23 protein-coding genes are annotated in these 22,496 nt (G+C 60.4%); 3 read left to right on the forward strand and 20 right to left on the reverse strand.

Going from position 1 to position 22,496, the window contains the following annotated elements:
• Window positions 1-217: 217 nt before the first annotated feature.
• The gene (locus U367_RS0114520) at window positions 218-1,024 is read left to right on the forward strand and encodes a c-type cytochrome (protein WP_028617547.1); all 807 of its coding nucleotides are present in this window, start codon (window positions 218-220) and stop codon (window positions 1,022-1,024) included.
• 39 nt (window positions 1,025-1,063) lie between these two features.
• Here U367_RS0114520 and U367_RS0114525 read toward each other — a convergent pair whose 3' ends face one another.
• From U367_RS0114525 to U367_RS0114590, 14 genes are all read right to left on the reverse strand, one after another.
• Complete coding sequence (locus tag U367_RS0114525) at window positions 1,064-1,867, reverse strand: transglutaminase family protein (protein ID WP_028617548.1); 804 nt, start codon at window positions 1,865-1,867, stop codon at window positions 1,064-1,066.
• Entirely contained in the window at window positions 1,864-2,814 is a 951-nt protein-coding gene (locus U367_RS0114530) for an alpha-E domain-containing protein (RefSeq protein ID WP_016979378.1), read from the reverse strand. Before U367_RS0114530 ends, U367_RS0114525 begins: the two co-directional genes overlap by 4 nt.
• Before the next feature lie 4 nt (window positions 2,815-2,818).
• Window positions 2,819-4,228 (reverse strand): circularly permuted type 2 ATP-grasp protein, encoded by a 1,410-nt coding sequence (locus U367_RS0114535; RefSeq protein WP_028617549.1) that lies wholly within the window; start codon window positions 4,226-4,228, stop codon window positions 2,819-2,821.
• A 400-nt stretch (window positions 4,229-4,628) separates the two neighbouring features.
• Window positions 4,629-4,970 (reverse strand): ribonuclease E inhibitor RraB, encoded by a 342-nt coding sequence (locus U367_RS0114540; RefSeq protein WP_010208429.1) that lies wholly within the window; start codon window positions 4,968-4,970, stop codon window positions 4,629-4,631.
• A 212-nt stretch (window positions 4,971-5,182) separates the two neighbouring features.
• The gene (locus U367_RS0114545) at window positions 5,183-5,419 is read right to left on the reverse strand and encodes a hypothetical protein (protein ID WP_015885396.1); all 237 of its coding nucleotides are present in this window, start codon (window positions 5,417-5,419) and stop codon (window positions 5,183-5,185) included.
• 103 nt (window positions 5,420-5,522) lie between these two features.
• On the reverse strand, window positions 5,523-6,128 hold the full coding sequence (locus tag U367_RS0114550; RefSeq protein ID WP_028617550.1) for an START domain-containing protein: 606 nt from the start codon (window positions 6,126-6,128) through the stop codon (window positions 5,523-5,525).
• A 41-nt stretch (window positions 6,129-6,169) separates the two neighbouring features.
• Window positions 6,170-6,424, reverse strand: coding sequence for a YkgJ family cysteine cluster protein (locus tag U367_RS0114555; RefSeq protein WP_016979374.1), 255 nt, complete (start codon window positions 6,422-6,424; stop codon window positions 6,170-6,172).
• A gap of 162 nt (window positions 6,425-6,586) precedes the next feature.
• Entirely contained in the window at window positions 6,587-7,072 is a 486-nt protein-coding gene (locus tag U367_RS0114560; RefSeq protein WP_028617551.1) for a hypothetical protein, read from the reverse strand.
• Window positions 7,073-7,176: 104 nt separating this feature from the next.
• Complete coding sequence (locus U367_RS0114565; RefSeq protein ID WP_015885400.1) at window positions 7,177-8,616, reverse strand: aminotransferase-like domain-containing protein; 1,440 nt, start codon at window positions 8,614-8,616, stop codon at window positions 7,177-7,179.
• 277 nt (window positions 8,617-8,893) lie between these two features.
• The gene (locus U367_RS0114570; protein WP_028617552.1) at window positions 8,894-9,709 is read right to left on the reverse strand and encodes an OmpA family protein; all 816 of its coding nucleotides are present in this window, start codon (window positions 9,707-9,709) and stop codon (window positions 8,894-8,896) included.
• Window positions 9,706-10,068 (reverse strand): DUF4398 domain-containing protein, encoded by a 363-nt coding sequence (locus U367_RS0114575; RefSeq protein WP_016980006.1) that lies wholly within the window; start codon window positions 10,066-10,068, stop codon window positions 9,706-9,708. The genes U367_RS0114570 and U367_RS0114575 overlap by 4 nt, the downstream gene beginning before the upstream one ends.
• 9 nt (window positions 10,069-10,077) lie before the next feature.
• Window positions 10,078-10,893 (reverse strand): substrate-binding periplasmic protein, encoded by an 816-nt coding sequence (locus tag U367_RS0114580; RefSeq protein ID WP_028617553.1) that lies wholly within the window; start codon window positions 10,891-10,893, stop codon window positions 10,078-10,080.
• 70 nt (window positions 10,894-10,963) lie between these two features.
• Window positions 10,964-11,893 (reverse strand): electron transfer flavoprotein subunit alpha/FixB family protein, encoded by a 930-nt coding sequence (locus tag U367_RS0114585; protein WP_028617554.1) that lies wholly within the window; start codon window positions 11,891-11,893, stop codon window positions 10,964-10,966.
• A gap of 2 nt (window positions 11,894-11,895) precedes the next feature.
• The gene (locus U367_RS0114590; protein WP_028617555.1) at window positions 11,896-12,645 is read right to left on the reverse strand and encodes an electron transfer flavoprotein subunit beta/FixA family protein; all 750 of its coding nucleotides are present in this window, start codon (window positions 12,643-12,645) and stop codon (window positions 11,896-11,898) included.
• Window positions 12,646-13,151: 506 nt separating this feature from the next.
• Between U367_RS0114590 and U367_RS0114595 the strand changes: the two genes are divergently transcribed.
• A complete protein-coding gene (locus tag U367_RS0114595) occupies window positions 13,152-14,816 on the forward strand; it encodes an electron transfer flavoprotein-ubiquinone oxidoreductase (RefSeq protein ID WP_010208416.1) in 1,665 nt (554 codons plus the stop codon).
• Window positions 14,817-15,009: 193 nt separating this feature from the next.
• Here U367_RS0114595 and U367_RS0114600 read toward each other — a convergent pair whose 3' ends face one another.
• Window positions 15,010-15,903: an AraC family transcriptional regulator gene (locus U367_RS0114600; RefSeq protein ID WP_028617556.1), complete on the reverse strand. Its 894-nt coding sequence runs from the start codon at window positions 15,901-15,903 to the stop codon at window positions 15,010-15,012.
• Between the two features lie 181 nt (window positions 15,904-16,084).
• Here U367_RS0114600 and U367_RS0114605 point away from each other — a divergent pair, with 181 nt between their 5' ends.
• Entirely contained in the window at window positions 16,085-17,137 is a 1,053-nt protein-coding gene (locus U367_RS0114605) for an NAD(P)-dependent alcohol dehydrogenase (RefSeq protein ID WP_028617557.1), read from the forward strand.
• Here U367_RS0114605 and U367_RS0114610 read toward each other — a convergent pair whose 3' ends face one another.
• From U367_RS0114610 to U367_RS0114630, 5 genes are all read right to left on the reverse strand, one after another.
• Window positions 17,138-17,941 carry an IclR family transcriptional regulator gene (locus U367_RS0114610; protein WP_028617558.1) on the reverse strand — a complete coding sequence of 268 codons (804 nt, stop codon included), beginning with the start codon at window positions 17,939-17,941 and terminating at the stop codon, window positions 17,138-17,140. It abuts the gene before it with no gap.
• Window positions 17,942-18,124: 183 nt separating this feature from the next.
• The gene (gene araH, locus U367_RS0114615; protein ID WP_028617559.1) at window positions 18,125-19,090 is read right to left on the reverse strand and encodes an L-arabinose ABC transporter permease AraH; all 966 of its coding nucleotides are present in this window, start codon (window positions 19,088-19,090) and stop codon (window positions 18,125-18,127) included.
• Window positions 19,091-19,107: 17 nt separating this feature from the next.
• On the reverse strand, window positions 19,108-20,607 hold the full coding sequence (gene araG, locus U367_RS0114620) for an L-arabinose ABC transporter ATP-binding protein AraG (protein WP_028617560.1): 1,500 nt from the start codon (window positions 20,605-20,607) through the stop codon (window positions 19,108-19,110).
• Window positions 20,604-21,584, reverse strand: a complete 981-nt coding sequence (locus U367_RS0114625) for a substrate-binding domain-containing protein (RefSeq protein ID WP_028617561.1) — start codon at window positions 21,582-21,584, stop codon at window positions 20,604-20,606. Before U367_RS0114625 ends, araG begins: the two co-directional genes overlap by 4 nt.
• 32 nt (window positions 21,585-21,616) lie before the next feature.
• Complete coding sequence (locus U367_RS0114630; protein ID WP_028617562.1) at window positions 21,617-22,438, reverse strand: SDR family oxidoreductase; 822 nt, start codon at window positions 22,436-22,438, stop codon at window positions 21,617-21,619.
• Between the last annotated feature and the right edge of the window lie 58 nt (window positions 22,439-22,496).

A 22,496-nucleotide genomic window follows, 5' to 3' on the forward strand; every position in this document is an offset into this window, starting at 1 on the left:
CTGTTCGCCACCACACTGATTCTGATCTTGCCCAATTTGACCAAGGTCATTGGGTGATCCCTCAACGCCCACATTCCGTGCCTTCACAGCACCGGGTTTGCAGCTTTTGGCAGCACCTGCCGGGACATTGCGCATAGCGGTCCTGCAGGGGCTGCCTTTTTGCGCGCCGATTTCCGGTATCGTGAGCGTCATTGCCACTTTCCACCGGGCCTCCCTCTTGAAACCGATCTTCGCCCTCCTCGCCTTGCTGATCGCGCTTCCCGTTTCGGCAGCACAATTGACCATCGAACTCGACCACACCCGCAAGACGTGGCAGACCGCTGACCTGCTCAAGCATCCACAGGCGCAAACGGTGCAGATCGTCGATGACGTTTCCTACAAACGCACCATGAGTTATCGCGCAGTGCCCTTGGCCGCACTCCTAACGGGACTGAAACCTGAAAGCCATCTGCAAGCCGTTGCGTTGGATGGTTTCGCCGCCGAACTCACGGCTGCGCCGCTGCTGGAGACCCACGGTGCACGCGCCTGGCTGGCGGTGGAAGATCCTGCCCAGCCATGGCCTGCACTGGCGGAAGGCAAACCGAGTGCCGGGCCGTTCTACCTGGTGTGGACTGACCCGCAAGCCGGGCGCATCAGCCCGGAGCAGTGGCCGTTCCAGATCTCCGGGATCAAACAGTTGAAGACGGTCGCGGAGCGCTTTCCGGCTTTGTTGCCCGATCCAAAACTGGCAGCCAATGACCCGATCAACCAGGGCTTTGTGCTGTTCCAGAAAAACTGCCTGGCTTGCCATCGCCTAAATGGCGCCGGCGATGCGCAGGTGGGGCCGGATTTGAACATTCCGTATAACCCCACTGAGTATTTTGGCGGTGATTTCCTCAAGCGCTATATTCGCGACCCGCAGAGCTTGCGGCATTGGCCGCAGGCGAAGATGCCGGCGTTTGCTGCCAGTGTGTTGCCGGACGGTGAGCTGGATTTGTTGGTGGGGTATTTGAAGCATATGGCCGGGCGCAAGCAACAACCCTGAGCCTGACGCAGCCGGCTCCTACAGTTGATCAGTGGTGAATTATTGCTGCTGGACGGAAATCACCGGCGTCGGCGCCACGAACACCTTGGCATGCATCTGCTCATGCCCGCCGCCACGGCGCATGCCGCGTACCGGGCAGGCGTCGAGGTAATCCAGCCCCACCGCCAACTTCAAATGCCGCTCCGGGCGGGCCAGTTGGTTGGTCACATCAAAGCTGTACCAGGCGTCCTCCAGCCAGGCCTCGGCCCAGGCGTGGCTGGCCAGGTGCGTGCTGTCCTCCGAGTACAAATACCCCGACACATACCGCGCCGGAATCCCCAGGCTGCGTGCACACGCCAGGAACGCATGCGTGTGGTCCTGGCAAACGCCTGCGCGGCCAGCGAAGGCCTGGGCGGCGCAGGTGTCGACTTCGGTGGCGCCAGGCGTGTAGACCATCGCCTGGTTGAGTGCGTGCATCAGGTCGATCAACGCGGTGCGATCACGACGTTGATGGCACTGCTGGTCGGCAAAGCTGCGCAAGGCTTCATCGGGTTCGGTCAGGCGGGTGCAACGCAGAAACGGGAATGCGGATTGGTGCTCATGTTCGGCCTCGCGTAACTCGTCGATATCCACCTGACCACGGGCGCCGATGATGATGGCATCGTGGGGTTCGTCCAGAGTCAGCACATGCAGGATGTTGCCGAATGGGTCCACCTGCGCCCGCACCGGGCGCGGCAGGTCGAGCTGCCAGCTAAGTACGTGCTGGCGTTCGCTGTCGTGGGGCGTCAGGCGCAGGTACTGGATGCTGGCACGCACTTGGTCTTCGTAGTGGTAGGTAGTTTCGTGGCTGATGGAGAGTCTCATGCCGCCTCCAGGTAGGAACTGTAGATGGCGTCGCCCAACTGGCGGACCAAGGGGATAAAGTCGGTCAGCCAGGCGTGCAGGCCTTCCTCGAGGATTTCATCGATGGCGGTGAAGCGCAGGCGCGCGTCCATCTCGGCGGCCAGGCGCTGGGCCGGCCGACCATTGAGGCCGGGTAGGCTGGCGAGGATCTGGTCGATCTCTTCGCTGCAGGCACGCAGCGAGCGCGGCACATCGGCACGCAGCAGCAACAATTCCGCCACTTGCCGGGCACCGGGGGCATCGCGGTAGATCTCGGTGTAGGCCTCGAACGACGACAACGCGCGCAACAAGGCGCTCCATTGATAGTAGGCGTGGGCCGTGCCATCGGTGACGGCTTCGGCGCGGTCGCCCGCCATCTCATAGCGGGCGTCCAGCAGGCGCAGGGTGTTGTCGGCACGTTCGATAAAGGTGCCCAGGCGAATGAAGCGAAACGCATCGTTACGCATGATGGTGCCGTAGGTGGCGCCGCGAAACAGATGGGAACGCTCTTTTACCCACTCGCAGAAACGGCTCATGCCATAGCGGCTCAAGCCCTGCTGGGCGATGTCGCGAATATCCAGCCAGGTCGCGTTGATGTTTTCCCACATGTCGGCGGTAATTCGCCCACGCACCGCATGGGCGCTGGCCCGCGCCGCGCCCAGACAGCTGTAGATGCTGGCCGGGTTGGCCGCATCCAGGGCAAAAAAGTGCAACAGGCGCTCGGCGTGCAGTTCGCCGTGGCGTTCGTGGTAATCCTCCAGGGTGCCGGTGATCAACAGCGGCATGGCCAGTTCATGCAGGCCATCACCACGCCCGTCCTGCGGCATCAGCGACAGCGAATAGCTGACATCGAGCATGCGTGCGAGGTTTTCCGCACGTTCCAGGTAGCGCGACATCCAGTACAAATCCGAGGCAGTTCTACTCAACATGGCATCAGTCCTCGACCACCCAGGTGTCTTTGGTGCCGCCACCCTGGGACGAGTTGACCACCAGCGAGCCTTCGCGCAATGCCACACGGGTCAGGCCACCGGGGACCACACGGGTTTCCTTGCCGGACAACACGAACGGGCGCAGGTCGATATGACGTGGCGCAATGCCGTTTTCGACAAAGGTCGGGCAGGTGGATAAACACAGGGTTGGCTGGGCGATATAGGCGTGGGGCTTGGCCTTGATACGCGCACGGAAGGCTTCGATTTCCGCCGCTGTGGACGCGGGGCCGACCAGCATGCCGTAGCCGCCCGAACCCTGGGTTTCCTTCACCACCAGGTCGGGCAGATTGGCCAGCACGTGGGACAGTTCGTCGGGCTTACGGCACTGGAAGGTCGGAACATTCTTCAGGATAGGTTCTTCATCCAGGTAAAAACGGATCATCTCGGTGACGAAGGGGTACACCGACTTGTCATCCGCCACGCCGGTGCCGATGGCATTGGCCAGCACCACATTGCCGGAGCGATAGGCTGCGAGCAGGCCGGGCACGCCGAGCATGGAGTCCGGGTTGAAGGCCAACGGATCGAGGAACGCGTCATCCAGGCGACGGTAGATCACATCCACGGCCTTGGGCCCGTCGGTGGTGCGCATGAAGACGCGGTCATCACGCACGAACAGATCGGCGCCTTCCACCAGTTCCACGCCCATTTCTCGAGCGAGAAAGGCATGTTCGAAGAACGCGCTGTTGAAGCGCCCGGGGGTCAGCACGACCACGCTGGGGTTATCCAGGGGGCTTGAGCTTTTCAGCGTGTCGAGCAGCAAATTGGGGTAATGGTCGATAGGCGCGATGCGCTGGGCAGCGAACAGTTCGGGGAACAGGCGCATCATCATCTTGCGGTCTTCGAGCATGTAGCTGACGCCGCTCGGTGTACGCAGGTTGTCCTCCAGCACGTAGTAAGTGCCGTCACCGTCGCGTACGAGGTCGACGCCGGAGATGTGGGAGTACAAGTCACGGTGCAAGTCCAGGCCCTGCATCGCCAACTGGTATTGCTCGTTCGCCAGCACCTGTTCGGCGGGAATGATTCCGGCCTTGATGATGCGCTGTTCATGATACAGGTCAGCGAGAAACATGTTCAGCGCCTTGACCCGTTGGATACAGCCACGCTCGACAATCCGCCATTCGCTGGCGGGGATGCTGCGCGGGATGGTATCGAAGGGAATCAACCGTTCGGTGCCTTGCTCGTCCCCGTAAAGCGTGAAGGTGATCCCGGCACGGTGAAACAGCAAATCGGCTTCGCGCCGGCGCTGGGCCAGCAGATCATCTGGGGTGTCGGCCAACCAGCGGGCGAACTCGCGGTAATGAGGCCGGACCTGGCCTGCCCCATCGTACATTTCATCGTAATAAGTGCGGATCATGCCGAACTCCTTGTCACCCGGGCGCTAGAACCATCGCAAGGCCCGTGCCAGCGGCATAAACACTTAAGAATCAGTGAGTTGAATTACAACCAGAATCCAGCCGCACCGTCCTGGTGCGCAGAATACCCGGTGCACCGCCCGACGCTTCATCGCAATGCGGGCTTTGACTATCAACAGCATAGTCAGAGTTGATTTCACTGCCCGGCCCAAGCTACGGATAATCGCCCCATCTGCTGAACTGCCTTCAGCGAACCGCTCTTCCCTTTAAGCCACCCTCTTGGGTGGTTTTTTTTTGGTGCGTAAAAATAGCGCGCAAGTTCCGAGAATTTTCCTACGGCACAAACAAAATCGGCCGACCCAAAGGTCAGCCGATACGCTGCGTTTCTCATACTTCAAGCTGCTACATGGGTAACCCACGCACCTCCTGCTTCACGCCCCATCCCTCGATGATCCCGCCCAGCGGCTCGACCACCGCCCCGAAGTCTTGCTCAAAGTCTCCAATGCCATCGTAGGTGGCGGACATGATTTTGCTCAGCTCCAGGTACCAGGCGCCATCGTCGCGCGCACTGACCTGGGCATTCAGGGATTCCCCACGAAACTCACCCGCCGCCCTGCGCGCACGTTCCTCATCCGGGAAAATGGCGTAGAACTCGATGGGGTGGAAACGCGAGAAGTCGAAGCCGCCCTCTTTCATGCGGCGCAGAACGTTGGTGCTGATGTCTTCTTGATAGGCTGTGCTCATGAAAAGTGCTCCTCGAATTGATGGATAGACTTTCCGTGCTTCCCGAAGCCCACGCCCTACTGGCGTGGGGACTACGGCAACAACATCACCGCTGGAAAACAAGCATGTAGCTGACAAGACCAGAACTAGCGATTCATTCGCTGATCTCACTTGCAGAGTAGCGCGAAGCTATCACCTCCACCAGAGGTGCTTTAAGGGTGTACAGGGAATGTTCAGGCGGCGGGAGAGATGTCGAGGATCTGGATACTGTTCTGGTCTTTGAGGATCTTGACCGTAGGTTCGGGCTTGCGGCCCTCAAGGTCATTGAGGTCCAACTCGGCGGCGACGGGCACCAGCTTGTTGCGAATCATGTGTGCCGCATCTTCGAGGCTGGGCTTCTGGTCGCAGGTGAACTGCTCGACGGACTGCACGCCGTGATCATCAACGAAGGTAATCTGCCACTTTTGCATCGGTGCCTCCTCGATAAAACCCATGTGTGGGCTTACCTCTATCTGGACCTTGGGGGCTCGGAAAACGTTCCACCCAAGGTAGGAGACACCTGATCAGTTGCGCTTACTTTTCAGCGTGTTCTTTCAAGGCTTTCAAGGTGTTGAACGGCGCATCCACCACGAACTTGTTGGCCAGCCACGAGGGCACGCTGCCGCCTGGCTCGGTGTGCACCTGGTAGGTAACTTCGGTTTGGTTGTCGCCCTTAGGCACCAGTTTCCAGAAGCCGTCGACCTGGGCGACACGTACGTAGCCTTTTTCTTCGGGCTTGTAAGTCGGCACGCCTTCCAGCTTACGGGTCAGCGTGCCGTCGGCCGCCTTGGTGGTGGTGATATGCAGGTAGGAATCACGATCCGTCACGGGGAACGGGGCCTTGAATTGGGTGTAGGTCCAACTCTCGTCGCCTTTCTTGTCGACCAGCTTCTGGGATTTGCACTCGTGGATCCAGGCACAGGCACCGGCTACGTCTTCCTGGAGGGCGACGATTTTTGCCAACGGCGCCTTGATCACGGTCACACCGCGATACGCCTTGTATTTGGAGCCGGCAATCTCGCTCAGGGACACTTTGATACCGTCTTCGTCCTTGGCGACTTGCCAATCTTCAGCCTGGGCAGTGGCAGCAAACAACACCGTAAAACCGCACAACACAGCCATTCGTTTCAGCGAACCCATTGTTGTATTCCTTATTGTTGAAGTTCCGATAGTAAAGCCCATCAAGCCGCCGTCATCTGCTCCCACCAGCCGATCAAACGGATTGCATCGGCCTGGTCGGTGCCGCAGACCTCGAGATCCGCCTTGAAATCACTGCACACCGCCGGTCGCTCCGGCTGGCCGAAAATCTGACATAACAGTTCGACCGATAGGTGCACACAGCGAACGCCTGCCGGTTTGCCCTGTGGCATTCCGGGTAAAGGCGAACTGATGGAGGGGGCAATGCAGCACGCGCCACAGCCTTCACGGCAATTCATGACCAGCAGGTCCTCGACGACTCAATGTGGATGGCCGGGCTAGAGTACGCCCTAAAACAGCCGTTTTAAAATGGTCTAACAGGGGTTTTTCGCAGAAAACAAAAGTGACTGACCAGTCTCCGACACATGGTCGGCGGTCCACGTCACCTTTGTGGGGAAAGTTTACTGCTTGAACTCGAAATCCAACGCTGCACCTTCCACCTCACGCCGTTCTTCGTTGCGCAATTGCAGCTTCATCTCATTGCTGAGCAGGCGGCCGTTGATCTGGAAGGCACTGTTGTCGGTGGGTTTCTCGCCAAACATCGGCGGCAGCAGGGGCACACTCTTGGGCTTGGGCATGGTGCCGATGGGCTGCAAGTGCCTGACCATGTCCGACGGCAACGACAGGTCCAACTGCGCCGGTGGCAATTGTGTCTGCGTCACTTCGCGCGACGCCTTGGACTTACTGGCCGCACGTTTTTTGGCGGCAGCAGTTGGTTTCTTCACCGCTGGCGCTTTTTTTACGGGGGCCGGTTTTTTTGCGGGGGTAATCTGCTCGGTACCGGCGACCGGCTTGGTTTCGCTCACAGGTGCCGCCGCCAGCGCTGTGCCGACGTTGCACAGGCTTAACAGGCCAATCACCAAAACCGCACGAAAAATCGAAGTCATATTGCCTACAGCTTTAACGGCAGAGGGCCATATGCTCGCTTGTTGTGCGCGGCATGACAAGCGCGGTGATTAGCTTGCTATAGGATTTGTCCCCTATCTGAGCGTCACAGTCCGGCGGCGGTTTCCTGGCAGAGCTGGCTCGCCAGCATCCCCAACGTCATCAGCGCCCGCTCTGCCTCGCGGTTCCACGGCGTGCCGCAGTTGAGGCGAATACAGTGGTTGAACTGCTCGGTGTTACTGAAGATCAGCCCCGGCGCGATGCTGATGCCCTGTTGCAGTGCACGTACGTGCAGTTCCTGGGTATTGACCCGGCCGGGCAAACTGACCCACAGGATGAAGCCGCCGGTCGGACGCGTCATCTGGGTGCCTTCCGGGAAATATTGCTGCACGGCCAGTTGGAAGGCGCTGAGGTTCTTGCGGTACTCCTGGCGGATGTAACGCAGGTGCCGGTCGTAACCGCCGTTTTCCAGGTACGCAGCGACGCCCATCTGCGTGACGCTGCACGCGGAGTGGGTGCTGAACATCTGCAAGCGCTGGATCTCCTGCTGGTACTTGCCGGCAATCATCCAACCGATGCGCACGCCGGGAGACAGTGTCTTGGAAAAGCTGGAGCAATAGATCACCCGATCCAGACGATCATAGGCCTTCAGGGCCTTGGTGCGGCCCAGTTCGAACATCAGCTCGCCGTAGATATCGTCCTCGACAATCTGGATATCGAAGTCCGACGCCAGGCGCAGCAACTGTTTCTGCCGTTCTTCGGGCATGGTACCGCCCAGCGGGTTACTCAACCGCGTGGTCAGCACCAGCGCCTTGATCGACCATTGGTTGGCCGCCAGTTGCAGGGCTTCCAGGCTCATGCCTGTGGACGGGTCGCTGGGGATCTCAATGACTTTGAGGCCCAACAGGTCGGCCAATTGCAGCAAGCCGTAATAGGTCGGTGATTCAGCGGCAATCAGGTCGCCAGGCCGCGTCAGTACGCGCAGCGACATTTGCAAGGCATCGACGCAACCGTGGGTGATCACCACTTCGGAAGGGTCCACCACCACGCCTGCATCACGCATGCGGATCGCCACCTGGCGACGCAGCGGTTCGAAACCGGGGCTGAACATGTAGCTGAATGCCCGTGGGCTCTGGAAGCGCGTGACCTTGGCCAACTGCTGGTGCAGCGCGCGTACCGGCAGGTAATCCACGCTCGGCACGGCGGCGCCCAGCGGGAACACCCCTTCGCGGCGCGACTCGCCCAATACCTGCTGGATGATACTGCTGCGGGTGACCAGGCCCGGGCGTTCGACCCGGGCGATGTCCGGCGTCGGTGCGGTGAGTGCTGGCGTCTGGTGCACGTAATAGCCGGACTGCGGCCGCGCCCGAATCAGCCCCTGGTCTTCCAGGTTGGCGTAGGCCTGCAACACCGTGGCGTGGCTCACGTTCAACTGCGAGCTCATCTTGCGCACCGAAGGCACGCGCTCGCCCGGTTGATAGACACCGCGCCGGATATCCTCGGCCAGTTGCTGGGCGATGCGTTGGTAAAGCAACAGATTGGTCATGACGCAGCACTCGATTTCACGGGTATTTTATTTTTGTGTGAAACATACCGGCACAGTTTAGAAGTGTACGGGGACAGTTGCCACAATAGTCGAGCGCGGGCGGGAGTGACAGTAAAAACTGTAATGCTAAGGCGCATAAAAAAACCGATCATTGACCGGCTTACGCCACCTGTAGGAGCTGGCTTGCCAGCGATGCAGGCAACTCGGTCTATCAAGTAAACCGAGGCGATGCTATCGCCGGCAAGCCAGCGCCTACAGGTTGATCTGTGTCAGTTGCCTAACGAGCGGCGCCCAATTGGCCTTTTTCGTCGGAGAACACAATTTCCACGCGTCGGTTCTGCGCCCTGCCCCGCTCGGACGCATTGGCCTCCACCGGGTACTGGTCGCCATACCCCTCGACCTGGATGCGTTTTTCGTCGATGCCCAGGTCAACCAGCACATCCGCCACCGACTGTGCGCGGTCACGCGACAGTTTGAGGTTTTCGCGCTCGCCGCCGGTATTGTCGGCATACCCCTCGATGCGCACCACGCGCTTGGGGTTGAGTTGCAGGAACTGTACGATTTTCAGCACCGTGCGGTTGGCCGAGTTTTTCAGCTCTGCTTCACCGGTATCGAACAGCACATCGCCCAGGGTCATCACCAGGCCACGGTCGGTTTGGGTAGTAGCCAGGCTGGCGATCTGTTCTTCAAGCCATTTGCCCTGCTGCTGCACGCTGATCAGCTTGTTTTCACGCAGGGCCAATTGCAGGCGTTGGCGCTCCAGTTCGAGCTTTACACCCCGCTCTTGGTTGAGCGCCTGTTCGGTATGTTCGCGGGCGATGGCGCTGTAGCGTTGGCTCAGGTAGGCGTAATGCACTACATCGGCACCGCTGCCCCAGTAGCTGGACAAGCGATCGGCGCGCGCCAGGGATTCACCGGCGCGGATCACGTCCTTGGGCGCAAAACGCAGCACGTTGGCGTCTTCCTTGACTTGCTGGAAGTCGTTACTTGCCTGCTGCAAGGCCTGCTCGCTGTCGGGATGAGTGGCGCAACCGCCCAACACGGCGGTGCCCAACAGTACCGCACAGCTCAAACCGCGGATCATCGGGCTCATTGGGCTTCTCCCAACTGCAACTGCTTGCGCAGACGGGTGATGCGGGCGTTGAGCACGTTCAACTGTTCCTGGCTCTTGCGGGTCAGCACTTGGGCTTCGGCCAGGCGTGCATCCAGTTCGGCTTGCTCGAAACGCATACGTGCGTTTTTGTAGGATTGGTCGGCCATGCTCGACTTGGCCCGGGCGAACTTGGCTTCAGCCAGTTTCAATTCAGGCGATTCATCCGCGTTGGCCCCCACGGCACTGGCTTGCTCCAAGGCTTGCTGGGTGAGGCGCATTTGTTCATTCGGCGCAGGATCGGCTGCACATCCCGCCAGAGCGACAACGGCGAGGGCCGCGAAAAGAGGTCGAAGAGTCACTGAAAATCCCTACTTTGTTGGGGTGCCGACGGGTTGCTGCAATTGCGCTTTCCAGCGCTCCAGATTGCTCTGCAACGCAGCTTGCGCCACACCGGACGCGGGCAATTCTGTCATCTTTTTGGCCAGCTGTCCGCGCAGCCACGGATCATTGCAGGCCGAGTTGTGGGAAATCGCCAGGTACAGGCCCGGCTGGTCGATGGGAATATCACGGGCAACCAAGTCGTTGCTCATGCCCAAGGTCTGCGCCATGGCCATACCGGAATAACGCCCGGCGAGCACGTAGTCCACTTCACCCAGCAGCAGTTTCTGGAACGCTGGCGTCAGCGACGGCAGGCGTTGCAGGCTCAGTTGCTCACCGGCGAAGGTTTCGAAGGCCGCGCTCAAACGCGCACGTTCCGACACTGCGCCTTTGTGCCCGTGCAGGTCGGCGGGCGTGACATAGGCCAGCGCCGAGTCCTTGCGCGTCCACACCAGATAGTCGAGCTGCACCAGCGCCGGATGGATGTAGTCGAGGGTTTCCAGCTCGCCCAGGTTCAGCGGCGCGTCGGCGAGGATATCCATGCGCCCGCTGCGCACTTCCTCCAGGGCCAGGGAGCGTTTGCCACCGTAGAGCAGGTCGACTTTCAAGCCGAGGTCCTTGCCCACTTGTTGCAATACATCGGCGGTGGCGCCGATCAGGTGCGTGGGATCTTGCGGGTCGCGCCAGAGCAACGGCGGTGCGTCCGGGCTGCCGGTGATCACCAGGCGATCGCATTTGCCGGCTGCCAGCGACAGCGTCGGCAGCAATGTGAGGCCCAGCAGTACCGCCCAAGGGCGCAATTCCATGGCGTGTGTCTCCAAGTCAAAAAAAAGCCCGGTCACAAGGACCGGGCTCTTTATAAGTGAAGCGACTGGATTAGACCAGCTTCTCCAACTCAGGGACGGCTTCGAACAAGTCCGCCACCAGGCCGTAATCAGCCACCTGGAAGATCGGCGCTTCTTCGTCCTTGTTGATCGCAACGATCACTTTGGAGTCTTTCATACCGGCCAAGTGCTGGATCGCGCCGGAGATACCGACGGCGATGTACAGCTGTGGCGCAACGATCTTGCCGGTCTGGCCGACCTGCATGTCGTTGGGTACGAAACCTGCGTCAACGGCCGCGCGGGAAGCGCCGACCGCAGCGCCCAGCTTGTCGGCCAGGGCGTACAGGTGCTTGAAGTTGTCACCGTTCTGCATGCCACGGCCGCCGGAAACGACGATCTTGGCAGCGGTCAGCTCAGGACGATCCGACTTGGCCAGCTCTTCGCCTACGAAGCTGGAAGTGCCAGCGTCGTGGGCAGCCGCAACGGCTTCAACGGCAGCCGAACCACCTTCGGCGGCAACCGGGTCGAAACCGGTAGCACGCACAGTGATGACTTTGACCGAAGCGTTGGACTGTACGGTAGCGATGGCGTTACCGGCGTAGATTGGGCGCTTGAAGGTGTCGGCGCTTTCAACCGATATGATCTCGGAGATCTGGTCAACGTCCAGCTGCGCGGCAACGCGTGGCAGGATGTTTTTGCCGTTGGAGGTAGCAGCAGCCAGGATGTGGCTGTAGCCAGCGCCCAACTCAGCTACCAGCGGCGCAACGTTTTCTGGCAACTGATGCGCGTAGGCGGCATTGTCAGCGTTCAGGACTTTGCTCACGCCCGCGATTTTCGCAGCGGCTTCAGCCACGGCGCCAGCGCCCTGGCCGGCAACCAGTACGTGAATGTCTCCACCGATTTTAGCGGCGGCAGCCACGGTGTTCAGGGTGGCCGGGGCCAGCACCTTGTTATCGTGTTCGGCGATTACGAGGATAGTCATGATCAGATCACCTTCGCTTCGTTTTTCAGTTTCTCGACCAGTTCGGCCACCGACTTGACCTTGATGCCCGCGCTGCGTGCAGCCGGTGCTTCAACCTTGACGGTCTTGTTGGTGGAGGCGGTGGAAACGCCCAAAGCTTCAGGAGTAACCGACTCAAGCGGCTTCTTCTTGGCTTTCATGATGTTTGGCAGGGACGCGTAGCGCGGCTCGTTCAAACGCAGGTCGGTGGTGACGATGGCCGGCAGCTTCAAGGAAACGGTCTGCGCGCCGCCGTCGATTTCACGGGTTACAGCTACGCTGTCGCCGCTCACTTCGACTTTGGAAGCGAAGGTGCCCTGGCCGTAACCGGTCAGTGCAGCCAGCATCTGGCCGGTCTGGTTGTTGTCGCTGTCGATGGCCTGTTTGCCGAGGATCACCAGCTGAGGCTGTTCCTTGTCGACAACGGCTTTGAGCAGCTTGGCCACGGCCAGGGAGGTCAGCTCTTCAGCGGACTCGACCAGGATGGCGCGGTCGGCACCCAGTGCCAGGGCGGTACGCAGCTGCTCTTGAGCAGTGGTAGGGCCGATGGAAACCACGACGATTTCAGTTGCCACGCCTTTCTCTTTCAGGCGGACGGCTTCTTCCACAGCGATTTCGCAGAAAGGGTTCATCGACATCTTGACGTTAGCAAGGTCGACGCCGGAATTGTCCGCCTTGACGCGAACTTTCACGTTGTAATCGACAACGCGTTTGACAGCTACAAGAACCTTCATGGATTCCTCGTTACTCTCCGGTGAAAAGAAAGTCGCCTAGGCGAACCTGGCGGTTGATGCTCATCGGCACACAAGGGCACCTCCAAAAACGCAGGCGGCGACCTTGCTCACGGGAAATGATGACCGTTCGTCAGGGGTGACTGAGAGGTCATTCTTTATCGCAGCGTGTAAACTGCGCGCCATTGTCTGGACGCGCGCCACCTGTCTCGCTTTTGGACGTGCTCTTGAAACCTGCAGTCTGCCTACGGTTAGCGCAAAACCGACCGTATATTGACCGGAACACCTATTCTGGTCAATACGGCAAAATAGCCAGTCATAAGCCGCACCACTTTGATTTACCTAGCCTGCGGGCAATTCAAACAAACGTTTGTATTGGACGCTAGCAGTGGTGTAGATATAATGCGCCACCTAGAGAGAAAGGTGGGTCTTGCCGTTGCCGCAAGACAACACCGAACCTCCACCCATTAGAAAAAAAAGCCTGTTGAGCCTTGAGTAGGAGATAGCCTGTGGAACGCGAATACATGGAATTCGACGTGGTCATCGTCGGCGCTGGCCCGGCGGGACTGTCTGCCGCCTGCCGACTGAAGCAGAAGGCCGCCGAAGCCGGTAAGGAAATCAGCGTCTGCGTGGTCGAGAAAGGCTCCGAAGTCGGCGCGCATATCCTCTCCGGTGCCGTGTTCGAACCACGCGCCCTGAACGAACTGTTCCCGGACTGGAAAGAACTCGGCGCCCCGCTCAACACTCCGGTGGTGCGCGATGACATCTATGTACTGCGCAGCCCCGAAGCCTCCACCAAGGTGCCTGACTTCTTTGTGCCCAAGACCATGCACAACGAAGGCAACTACATCATCTCCCTGGGCAACCTGTGCCGCTGGCTGGCCCAGCAGGCCGAGAACCTGGGCGTGGAAGTCTACCCAGGCTTCGCCGCACAGGAAGCGTTGTTCGACGAAAACGGCGTGGTGCGCGGGATCATCACCGGCGACCTCGGCGTCGACCGTGAAGGCAACCCGAAAGAAGGCGTCTACACCCCCGGCATGGAACTGCGCGGTAAGTACACGCTGTTCGCCGAAGGTTGCCGTGGCCACATCGGCAAGCAGCTGATCCAGCGTTTCAACCTGGACAGCGACGCCGACGCCCAGCATTACGGCATCGGCCTGAAGGAAATCTGGGAAATCGACCCAGCCAAGCACCAACCTGGCCTGGTGGTGCACACCGCTGGTTGGCCGCTGGACATCATGAGCGCCGAAAACACCGGCGGCTCGTTCCTCTATCACCTGGAAAACAACCAGGTGGTGGTCGGCTTGATCGTCGACCTGTCCTACAGCAACACCTTCCTGTCGCCGTTCGATGAGTTCCAGCGCCTCAAGCACCACCCGGTGCTGGCCCAATACCTGGAAGGCGGCAAACGCATCAGCTACGGCGCACGCGCCATCTGCAAAGGCGGCCTGAACTCGCTGCCGAAGATGGTCTTCAAGGGCGGCGCGCTGATCGGTTGCGACCTCGGCACCCTGAACTTCGCCAAGATCAAGGGCAGCCATACCGCGATGAAGTCCGGCATGCTCGCCGCCGACGCCGTGGCCGACCGCCTGTTCGCCGAATCCGAAGGCGGTGATGAACTGACCGCTTACGTCGACAGCTTCAAGTCCAGTTGGCTCTACGAAGAACTGTTCGCCAGCCGCAACTTCGGCCCGGCGATGCACAAGTTCGGCCCGATCATCGGCGCCGGCTTCAACTGGTTCGACCAGAACATCCTGGGCGGCAAAATGCCGTTCACCCTGCACGACACCAAGCCGGACTACGCCTGCCTCAAGCTGGCCAAGGACAGCAAGAAAATCGACTACCCGAAACCCGACGGCAAGCTGAGCTTCGACAAGTTGAGCTCGGTGTTCATCTCCGGTACCAACCACGAAGAAGAGCAACCGTGCCACTTGAAGCTCAAGGACCCGAGCATCCCGATCGGCACCAACCTGCCGCTCTACGATGAACCGGCGCAGCGCTACTGCCCGGCCGGCGTGTATGAAGTGATCACCAAAGAAGACGGCGAGAAGCGCTTCCAGATCAACGCCCAGAACTGCGTGCACTGCAAGACCTGTGACATCAAGGACCCTTCGCAGAACATCACCTGGGTCACACCGGAAGGCGCGGGCGGGCCGACTTACCCGAATATGTAAGCCCGCTGCTTGAATAAAAAAAGGCTCCCAAATGGGAGCCTTTTTTGTGGCCCGAAAAAAGCCAGTCACCTCGGTCAAATGTGGGAGCGGGCTTGCTCGCGAAGGCGGCCTGTCAGTTGAGGAATGTGTTAGCTGACCCACCGTATTCGCGAGCAAGCCCGCTCCCACATTTACGGTGTTGTGCCTGGTGGAATTATGCGGCGCGTTCTTCACCAGGATTGCGCAGGAAATAGCGCTTATATTCCCGACTGAACTGCGACGTACTCTGATACCCCACGTTATGCGCCGCCTGCGCTACGCCCATGCCCTCCACCAGCAGCAGTTGCTGGGCCTTGAGCAAGCGCAGCCGCTTCAGGTACTGCACCGGCGACAACAACGTGCAGCGTTTGAAATGCTCATGAAACGTCGACGCACTCATGTGCGCATACCCCGCCAGCGTCTCGATATTCAGCGGCTCGGCGTAATGGGCATGCAGGTGATTCAGCGACGTGGCGATCCGCGAAAACTGTCCCTGTTGTTCCACCAGCGCCCGCAACACATCCGCCTGCGGGCCACGCAACGCGGTGAACAACACTTCCCTGACACGCGCCGGGCCCATGATCCGGCTTTCCAGCGGATCGTGCAGGCATTGCAATAGTCGCTCGACAGCGCCGCGCATTGCGTCATCGAGCATCACCGAGCTCATCGACTCCAGCGTCTGTGCGGTCGGTGGCGGTCCGGCCTGAATGCCCATGGCCATGACCAGTTCACCCAGCACCACGCGGTCAATGCCCACCGTGACGCCGTACAACGGCGCATCGGACGCCATGGCAAACGTCTCGCACTCGAACGGCACCGGCATCGCCTGGATCAGGTAATGCCCGGCGCCATACTCCAGCGTACGCGGGCCGAGGTAGGCAACTTTGCTGCCCTGGGCCACGAACATCAGGCTTGGCTCGTAGATCTGCGGCCCACGCGCCACGTCGCAACTGGCGCGCAGCACCTGCACGCCAGGCAAGTTCGTCGGCGAGAAACCGTCGCAGGGCGTGAGCCCTTCAATCAAGGCAACCAGCGTGGCGTTGGCATCGAGATGGCGGGTGAGCAACATGGCAAAAAACTTCGCGAAAAGGGGATGAGAGCATCATCGCAGGTCTCGCGTCACAAGGATCCAAACACGGGGCACTCCCGGACGAATAGGCATGAGACTCGGAGCAATCGCCATGGCCGCATCAGGACCCGGCGCGGAGAATGCGCCACCTCACCTGTCATTGCTTTTGCGAGGTCTCCCCATGTACACCGCCATCGGTTACGCCGCCCAGTCGGCCACCACTCCCCTCGCCCCCATGTCGTTCCAGCGCCGCAGCCCACGCGCCGATGACGTGGCGATCGAGATCCTGTACTGCGGCGTGTGCCACTCCGACATCCACCAGGCACGCAACGAGTGGGGCATCGCCGTGTACCCGCTGATGCCCGGCCACGAGATCGTCGGCAAAGTCACCGCCGTTGGCGCCAACGTCACCGCGCACAAAATCGGTGATCTGGTCGGCGTGGGCTGCATGGTCGATTCGTGCCGTCACTGCGACGCCTGCCAATCGAACCTGGAGCAATACTGCCTCGAAGGCCCGACCATGACCTACGCCACCCCGGACCGCGTTGACGGCAGCAACACCATGGGCGGTTACTCCGACAGCATCGTGGTCAGCGAACATTTCGTGGTGAAGATCCCGGCCAAGCTCGACATGGCCAGCGCCGCGCCGATCCTGTGTGCCGGCATCACCACCTACTCGCCGCTCAAGCACTACGGCGTGAAGGCCGGCGATAAAGTCGGCGTGCTCGGCATGGGCGGCCTGGGCCATATGGGCATCAAGTTTGCCAAGGCCATGGGCGCGGAAGTGACCTTGTTCACGCGCTCGGCAAGCAAGGCCGAAGAAGGCCGTCGCCAGGGCGCCGATCATGTGATCGTGTCCACCGACGAAGCCCAGATGAAAGCCGCCGCCGGGCACTTTGACTTCCTGCTGGACACCATTCCGGTGCAACACGACCTGAACCCCTACCTAGACGTGCTGCGCTTTGACGGCGTGCACATCCTGGTCGGCCTGATCGAGCCGGTGGACCCGCCCGTCAACGCCGCCAAGCTGGTGCTGGGCCGTAAGGTACTGGCCGGTTCCCTGATCGGCGGCATTGCCGAAACCCAGGAAGTCCTGGATTTCTGCGCCGAGCACAGCATCACCTGCGACATCGAAATGCTCGACATCCGCAATATCAACGAAGCCTATAGCCGCATGATCGCCGGCGACGTGAAGTACCGCTTTGTCATCGACATGGCGACCCTGAAGGCCTGATCAGGCCTTCGCGCCCAACTCCGCCGACAGCCGGGCTGCGACCTGTTTGACCACAGGAATCAGCTCGGCCATTTTCTCCAGCGGCATGTAGGGCACGGTACTGGCGATGCTGATACCGGCGACAATGCGCCGGCTGGCATCGCGCACCGGTGCCGCCACGCAACGGATCGATGGTTCGTTGTCTTCCAGGTCGAACGCATAACCGCCCACCACGTATTCATGCATGCGCTGCTCGAACTGCGCCCAGGATTGCTCCGGGTGCTGCGGCCACTGCAGGCTTTTCCCACCGGCTGGCAGGCTGGCTTCGTACAGTCGTTGCCACTCTGCGACCGTGTCATCCAGCAGCAATGCCTTGCCGATCCCGGTGCGTGCCAGCGGCATGCGATGGCCGACCCGTGAGCGCATTTCCGGGCCATTGCGGCCGGGGTTCTTGTGCAGGTACAGCACGTCGTCGTATTCACGGATGGCCAGGTGGATGGTGTCGCCGGTCAGCGCCGACAACTCATCCAGATACGGAATGGCCAAGGTCACCAGCGGCAGCTCTTCGCGTGCCTGAAAACCCAGCTCGATCAACTTCGGCCCCAACAGGTAACCGACCTGCGGCACCACGCGCAGGTAACGCTCTTCCACCAAGCAACTGGCCAGACGGTGGGTGGTGCTGCGGGTGGTACCGATGCGCTTGGCGATCTCTTTCAGATCCCGCGCACCGGCCGCCACCGCCTGCACCACGCCCAGGCCACGCAGCAGGGTCTGGGTGCCGGTGGGGGCGGCGTCTTTGACGGAGGTGTGGGCGTTTTCCTGCATATCGGGCCTATTGGGAAGTACGAAAACGGCGCCATTATGGCAAATCACGGACCTCAATACAGTGGAGATCCAAATGTGGGAGCGGGCTTGCTCGCGAATGCTGTGTGTCAGTCAAAGATGTTCTTACTGAACCACCGCCTTCGCGAGCAAGCCCGCTCCCACAGGGGTTAGGCGATGTTCTTCCTAGCGTTGTTTCATGCGGTCGATGATGACCGCAAGGAGCAGGATCGAACCCCGGATCACATACTGGTAGAAGGTGTCGATGTTCTTCAGGTTCATCGCATTCTCGATGATCGCCAAAATCAGCACCCCGGCAATCACGTGACGGATCATGCCGATGCCGCCACTCAGCGACACCCCGCCCAATACACACGCCGAGATCACGGTCAGCTCAAACCCCTGGCCAATCATCGGCTGGCCCGAGGTCATGCGCGACGCCAGAATCACCCCGGCCAACGCTCCAATCAGGCCGTGCACGGCAAAGATGATGATCTTGGTGCGATCAACATTCACCCCGGCCAGCAACGCCGCTTCCTGGTTACCGCCGATGGCCATGGTGTTGCGCCCGTAGGTGGTGTAGTTAAGCAGCCAGCCAAAGAACACAAAGCACAGCACGGTGATGATAATCGGCACCGGCACGCCCATCAGTTGGCCGTTGCCGAACACGAAGAAACCTTCGTCCATCACGCCGACGGCCTTGCCGTTGGAAAAGATGTACGCCAGTCCACGCACGATCTGCATGGTCGCCAAGGTCGCGATCAATGCGTTGATACGCAGCTTGGCGATGACAATGCCGTTGATCAGCCCCACCACCAGGCCCATGGCCAACGCAGCGGACACGCCGAGTACCACGCTGTCGGTGTCGCGGATCACAATGCCCGCGACCACACCGGCACAGGCAATCACCGAGCCCACCGACAAGTCGAAGTGCCCCGACGCCAGGCAGAACAGCATGGTGCACGCCGCAATACCCACGGTAGAAATCGCCAAACCCAACCCGCGCATGTTCAGCGGCGAAAGGAAGTTATCGATAAACAACGCACTGAGCACAAAGATGCTCAACGCGGCGAGCAACATCACCCAGTCATCGAGGAACTTGCGCTGGTTGAAACCCGGCCAGAAGCCCTTTGCAGTTTTTACCTCAGACATCATTCACCTCGAATTCTTCAAGCCCGCGAACGCGGGAGAGCCAGTTGCAACAGCCGTGCTTCGTCCGCCTGGTCGCGGGTGAGTTCGCCGGTCAGGGCGCCTTCGCTCATCACCAGGATGCGGTCGCTGATGCCCATCACTTCCATCAGGTCGCTGGACACCACGATCACCGCAATACCGCTGGCGGCGAGGTTGTGGATGATCTGGTAGATCTCCGACTTGGCGCCGATGTCGATACCACGGGTGGGCTCGTCCAACAGCAGCACCTTCATCGGCATCGACAGCCAGCGACCGAGAATGGCCTTCTGCTGGTTGCCGCCGGAGAGGTACATGATTTTCTGTTCGGCGTTGGGCGTCTTGACCTTCATCGCCTTGATCTGCCGGTCGGCGTTGGTGGTTTCCCAGCCGTCGCGCAACAGCCAGCCAAAGGTTGAGTGGGCACCGCGCGCGCTGATATTGATGTTCTCGGCCACACTGGACAGCGGAATGATCCCCTCCTTCTTGCGGTCTTCCGGGCACAGCAAGACGCCGGCAGCAATCGCGTCGCGGGGTGAACGCAATTGCAATGTTTGCCCGCAGAGTTCAAGGCTACCGGCGGTGCAGCGAGTCAAACCGCTCAGCAGCCGAAACAGCTCCGTGCGCCCTGCCCCGACCAATCCGAACAGGCCAAGAATCTCGCCCTTGTGCACCTGCAGACTGACCGGCTCACGCAGGCCTGGTCCGAGCAAACCCTCGACCTTAAGCGCCACGTCGCCCTGTTCCCGTGGCCGGTAATCGTAGATGTCCTGGATATCGCGACCGACCATGCACGTCACCAACTGGTCGTGGGTCAGCGCGTTCATATCGTCGAAAGTGCGCACATAACGGCCGTCCTTGAACACAGTCACCGCGTTGCAGATGCGGAACACCTCTTCCATACGGTGCGACACATAGAGCACGACTTTGCCCTCATCGCGCAGGCGGGTGATGATCGCCATCAAGCGGTCGATCTCCCGCGCCGACAAGCTGCTGGTGGGTTCGTCGAAGGCAATCACATGGGCGCCACGGGACAACGCCTTGGCGATTTCCACCAGTTGGCGCTGGCCGAGGGACAGGCGTCCGAGCTTTTCGTCCGGATCGATTTCATCGGCCAGGCCTTTGAGACACGCCAACGCTTGCTTGCGCAATTGACTGCGGTTGACCACCCCGAAGCGCGTCGGCAAATGCCCGAGGAACAGGTTTTCGGCGACGGTCATTTCCGGCACCAGGTGCAGCTCCTGGTGGATCACCGCCACGCCGCTGGCAATGCTGTCGGCGGCGGACTTGAAGTCCATGGTCTGCTCGCCGATCTGCAGTGTTCCGCTGCTGGGCAGGTAGGCGCCGCCGAGAATCTTCAGCAGCGTCGACTTGCCCGCGCCGTTTTCACCCATCAACGCATGCACCTCGCGCGGCCGCGCTTCAAAGCTGATTTGCGCCAGGGCTTTCACACCGGGAAACTCCTTGCCGATGCCATTGAATCGCAGGGCCGCGCCGGTCATTTCCACAGCCCGATTTTGCTCAGCTCTTCCTTGAAGTTGGCGCGGGTGATCAGGGTCACGTTGTCCAACGCGGTGAACTTGGCAGGCTCGGTGCCTTTGGTGACCCATTCGAACATGGCGCTGGCGGTTTTGTAGCCGGAGGCGTCAGGGCTTAGCAGCATCGAGCCGTAAAAACCGGTGTCGGTTTTCTTCAGTTCTTCAATCGCATCGGTACCGTTGATGCCGACGCCGATCACGTTGGCCGCCTTGAAACCGGCGCTTTCGGTGGCGCGCACGCCGCCCAGTACGGTGCTGTCGTTCATGCCGCCGATGATCAGGTTTTTCGCAGCGCTGGGCAGTTTCACCAGGGCCGAGTTGGTGGCGTCCATGCTGCCGGGCACGTCGAGGGTTTTCTGCGCACTGAACAGGATATGGTCTGCTGGCAGGCCGGCAGCCTTGAGCCCTTCTACCGAACCGTCGGTGCGCTTCTTGCCGGTTTCAAGTTCGTCGAAGGTGTTGATGACGGCGTAGGTTTCCTTCCAATCCCAGTTGCGATGCTTGGCTTCGGCGGCCATGGCTTCGCCTTGTTTCTGGCCGATCTTGTAGGCATCCAGGCCGACGTAAGGCACGTCTTCCATGGGCTTGCCCTTGGCGTCGACAAAACGGTCGTCCACCGCCAGCACCTTAAGGTTATTGAGCTTGGCCTTGGCCATGATTGCCGGGCCGAGGGACACATCCGGCGGGCAGATGACGAAGCCCTTGGCGCCGTTGGCGGCCAGGGTGTCGATGGCCGACAGGGTTTTCTCACCATCGGGCACAGCGATCTTGATCACGGTGAAGCCCTGCTCCTTGCCGGCTTTTTCAGCGAAGGCCCATTCGGTCTGGAACCAGGGTTCTTCGGCCTGCTTGACCAGGAAGCCGATTTTCACTTCTTCGGCGGATACAACACCGCTGAACGCGACCGCGAGGGCCAGGGTGCCGAGTGTCTTCTTGAGCATGAACCACCTCGTTCTTGTTATTGGAAAACGGTTTAGTCGTGGTACATCACAGACCGCCCGCCATCGATCATCAGGCAGGTTGCATTGATAAAGGGCGCCTCGTCGGTCGCCAGGAACAGTGCCGTCATGGCTACCTCGACCGGCTGGCCAATGCGCTTGGGCGGGTGCAGGTCGAAGGCGCGCTGGCGCTCGGCGTGGGGGTCGGGAAAACCGTTCCAGTAGTCGACGTTGAGCTGGGTTTCGATGTAACCCGGCGCGATGGCATTCACGCGGATGCCTTTGGGCGCGTATTCGATGCCGAGGGCGCGGGTCAGTCCGAGCAGGCCGTGCTTGGCCACGGGATACGGGAAGCAGCCGGGAATGATGTGGCTGGAATGGGTGGAGGCAATATTGATGATGTTGCCAATGCCCTGCTCGATCATGTGCGGCAACACCGTGCGGCAGCCGAACCAGGCGCCGTCGAGGTCGATGGCGAAGCAGCGGCGCCAGTCTTCGTCGGTCATCTCCAGCGGGTCGCGGAACACGTTGACGCCGGCGCAGTTGACCAGCACATCCACGCGGCCAAAGCGCTCGATAGCCAGGTTGACCAGCGCCTGCCATTGATCTTTGGACGTGATGTCGACGGCTTGTGCATAGATGTCGGCGCCGCGTTCGCGCCAGTGGGCGGCGACCTTCTCGACTTTTTCGCCCTGGACATCCGCAATGATCAAGCGCGCCTGCTGGGCCTGAAAACACGCGACGATTGCCTCGCCAATGCCTTGGGCGGCACCGGTGATGATCACCACTTTGCCTTTGAGCCGCTCGCCATAGGTTGGCTCGGGCACGGCGGGGAGTGACAACGGTTGTGCCTGCATCGCTTCACCTGTTTTATTTTTGGTAGTGAGTGCTGATGCAGCCGACTATAAACCTATC

The organism is Pseudomonas canadensis, from assembly GCF_000503215.1.
Taxonomy (GTDB): domain Bacteria; phylum Pseudomonadota; class Gammaproteobacteria; order Pseudomonadales; family Pseudomonadaceae; genus Aquipseudomonas; species Aquipseudomonas canadensis.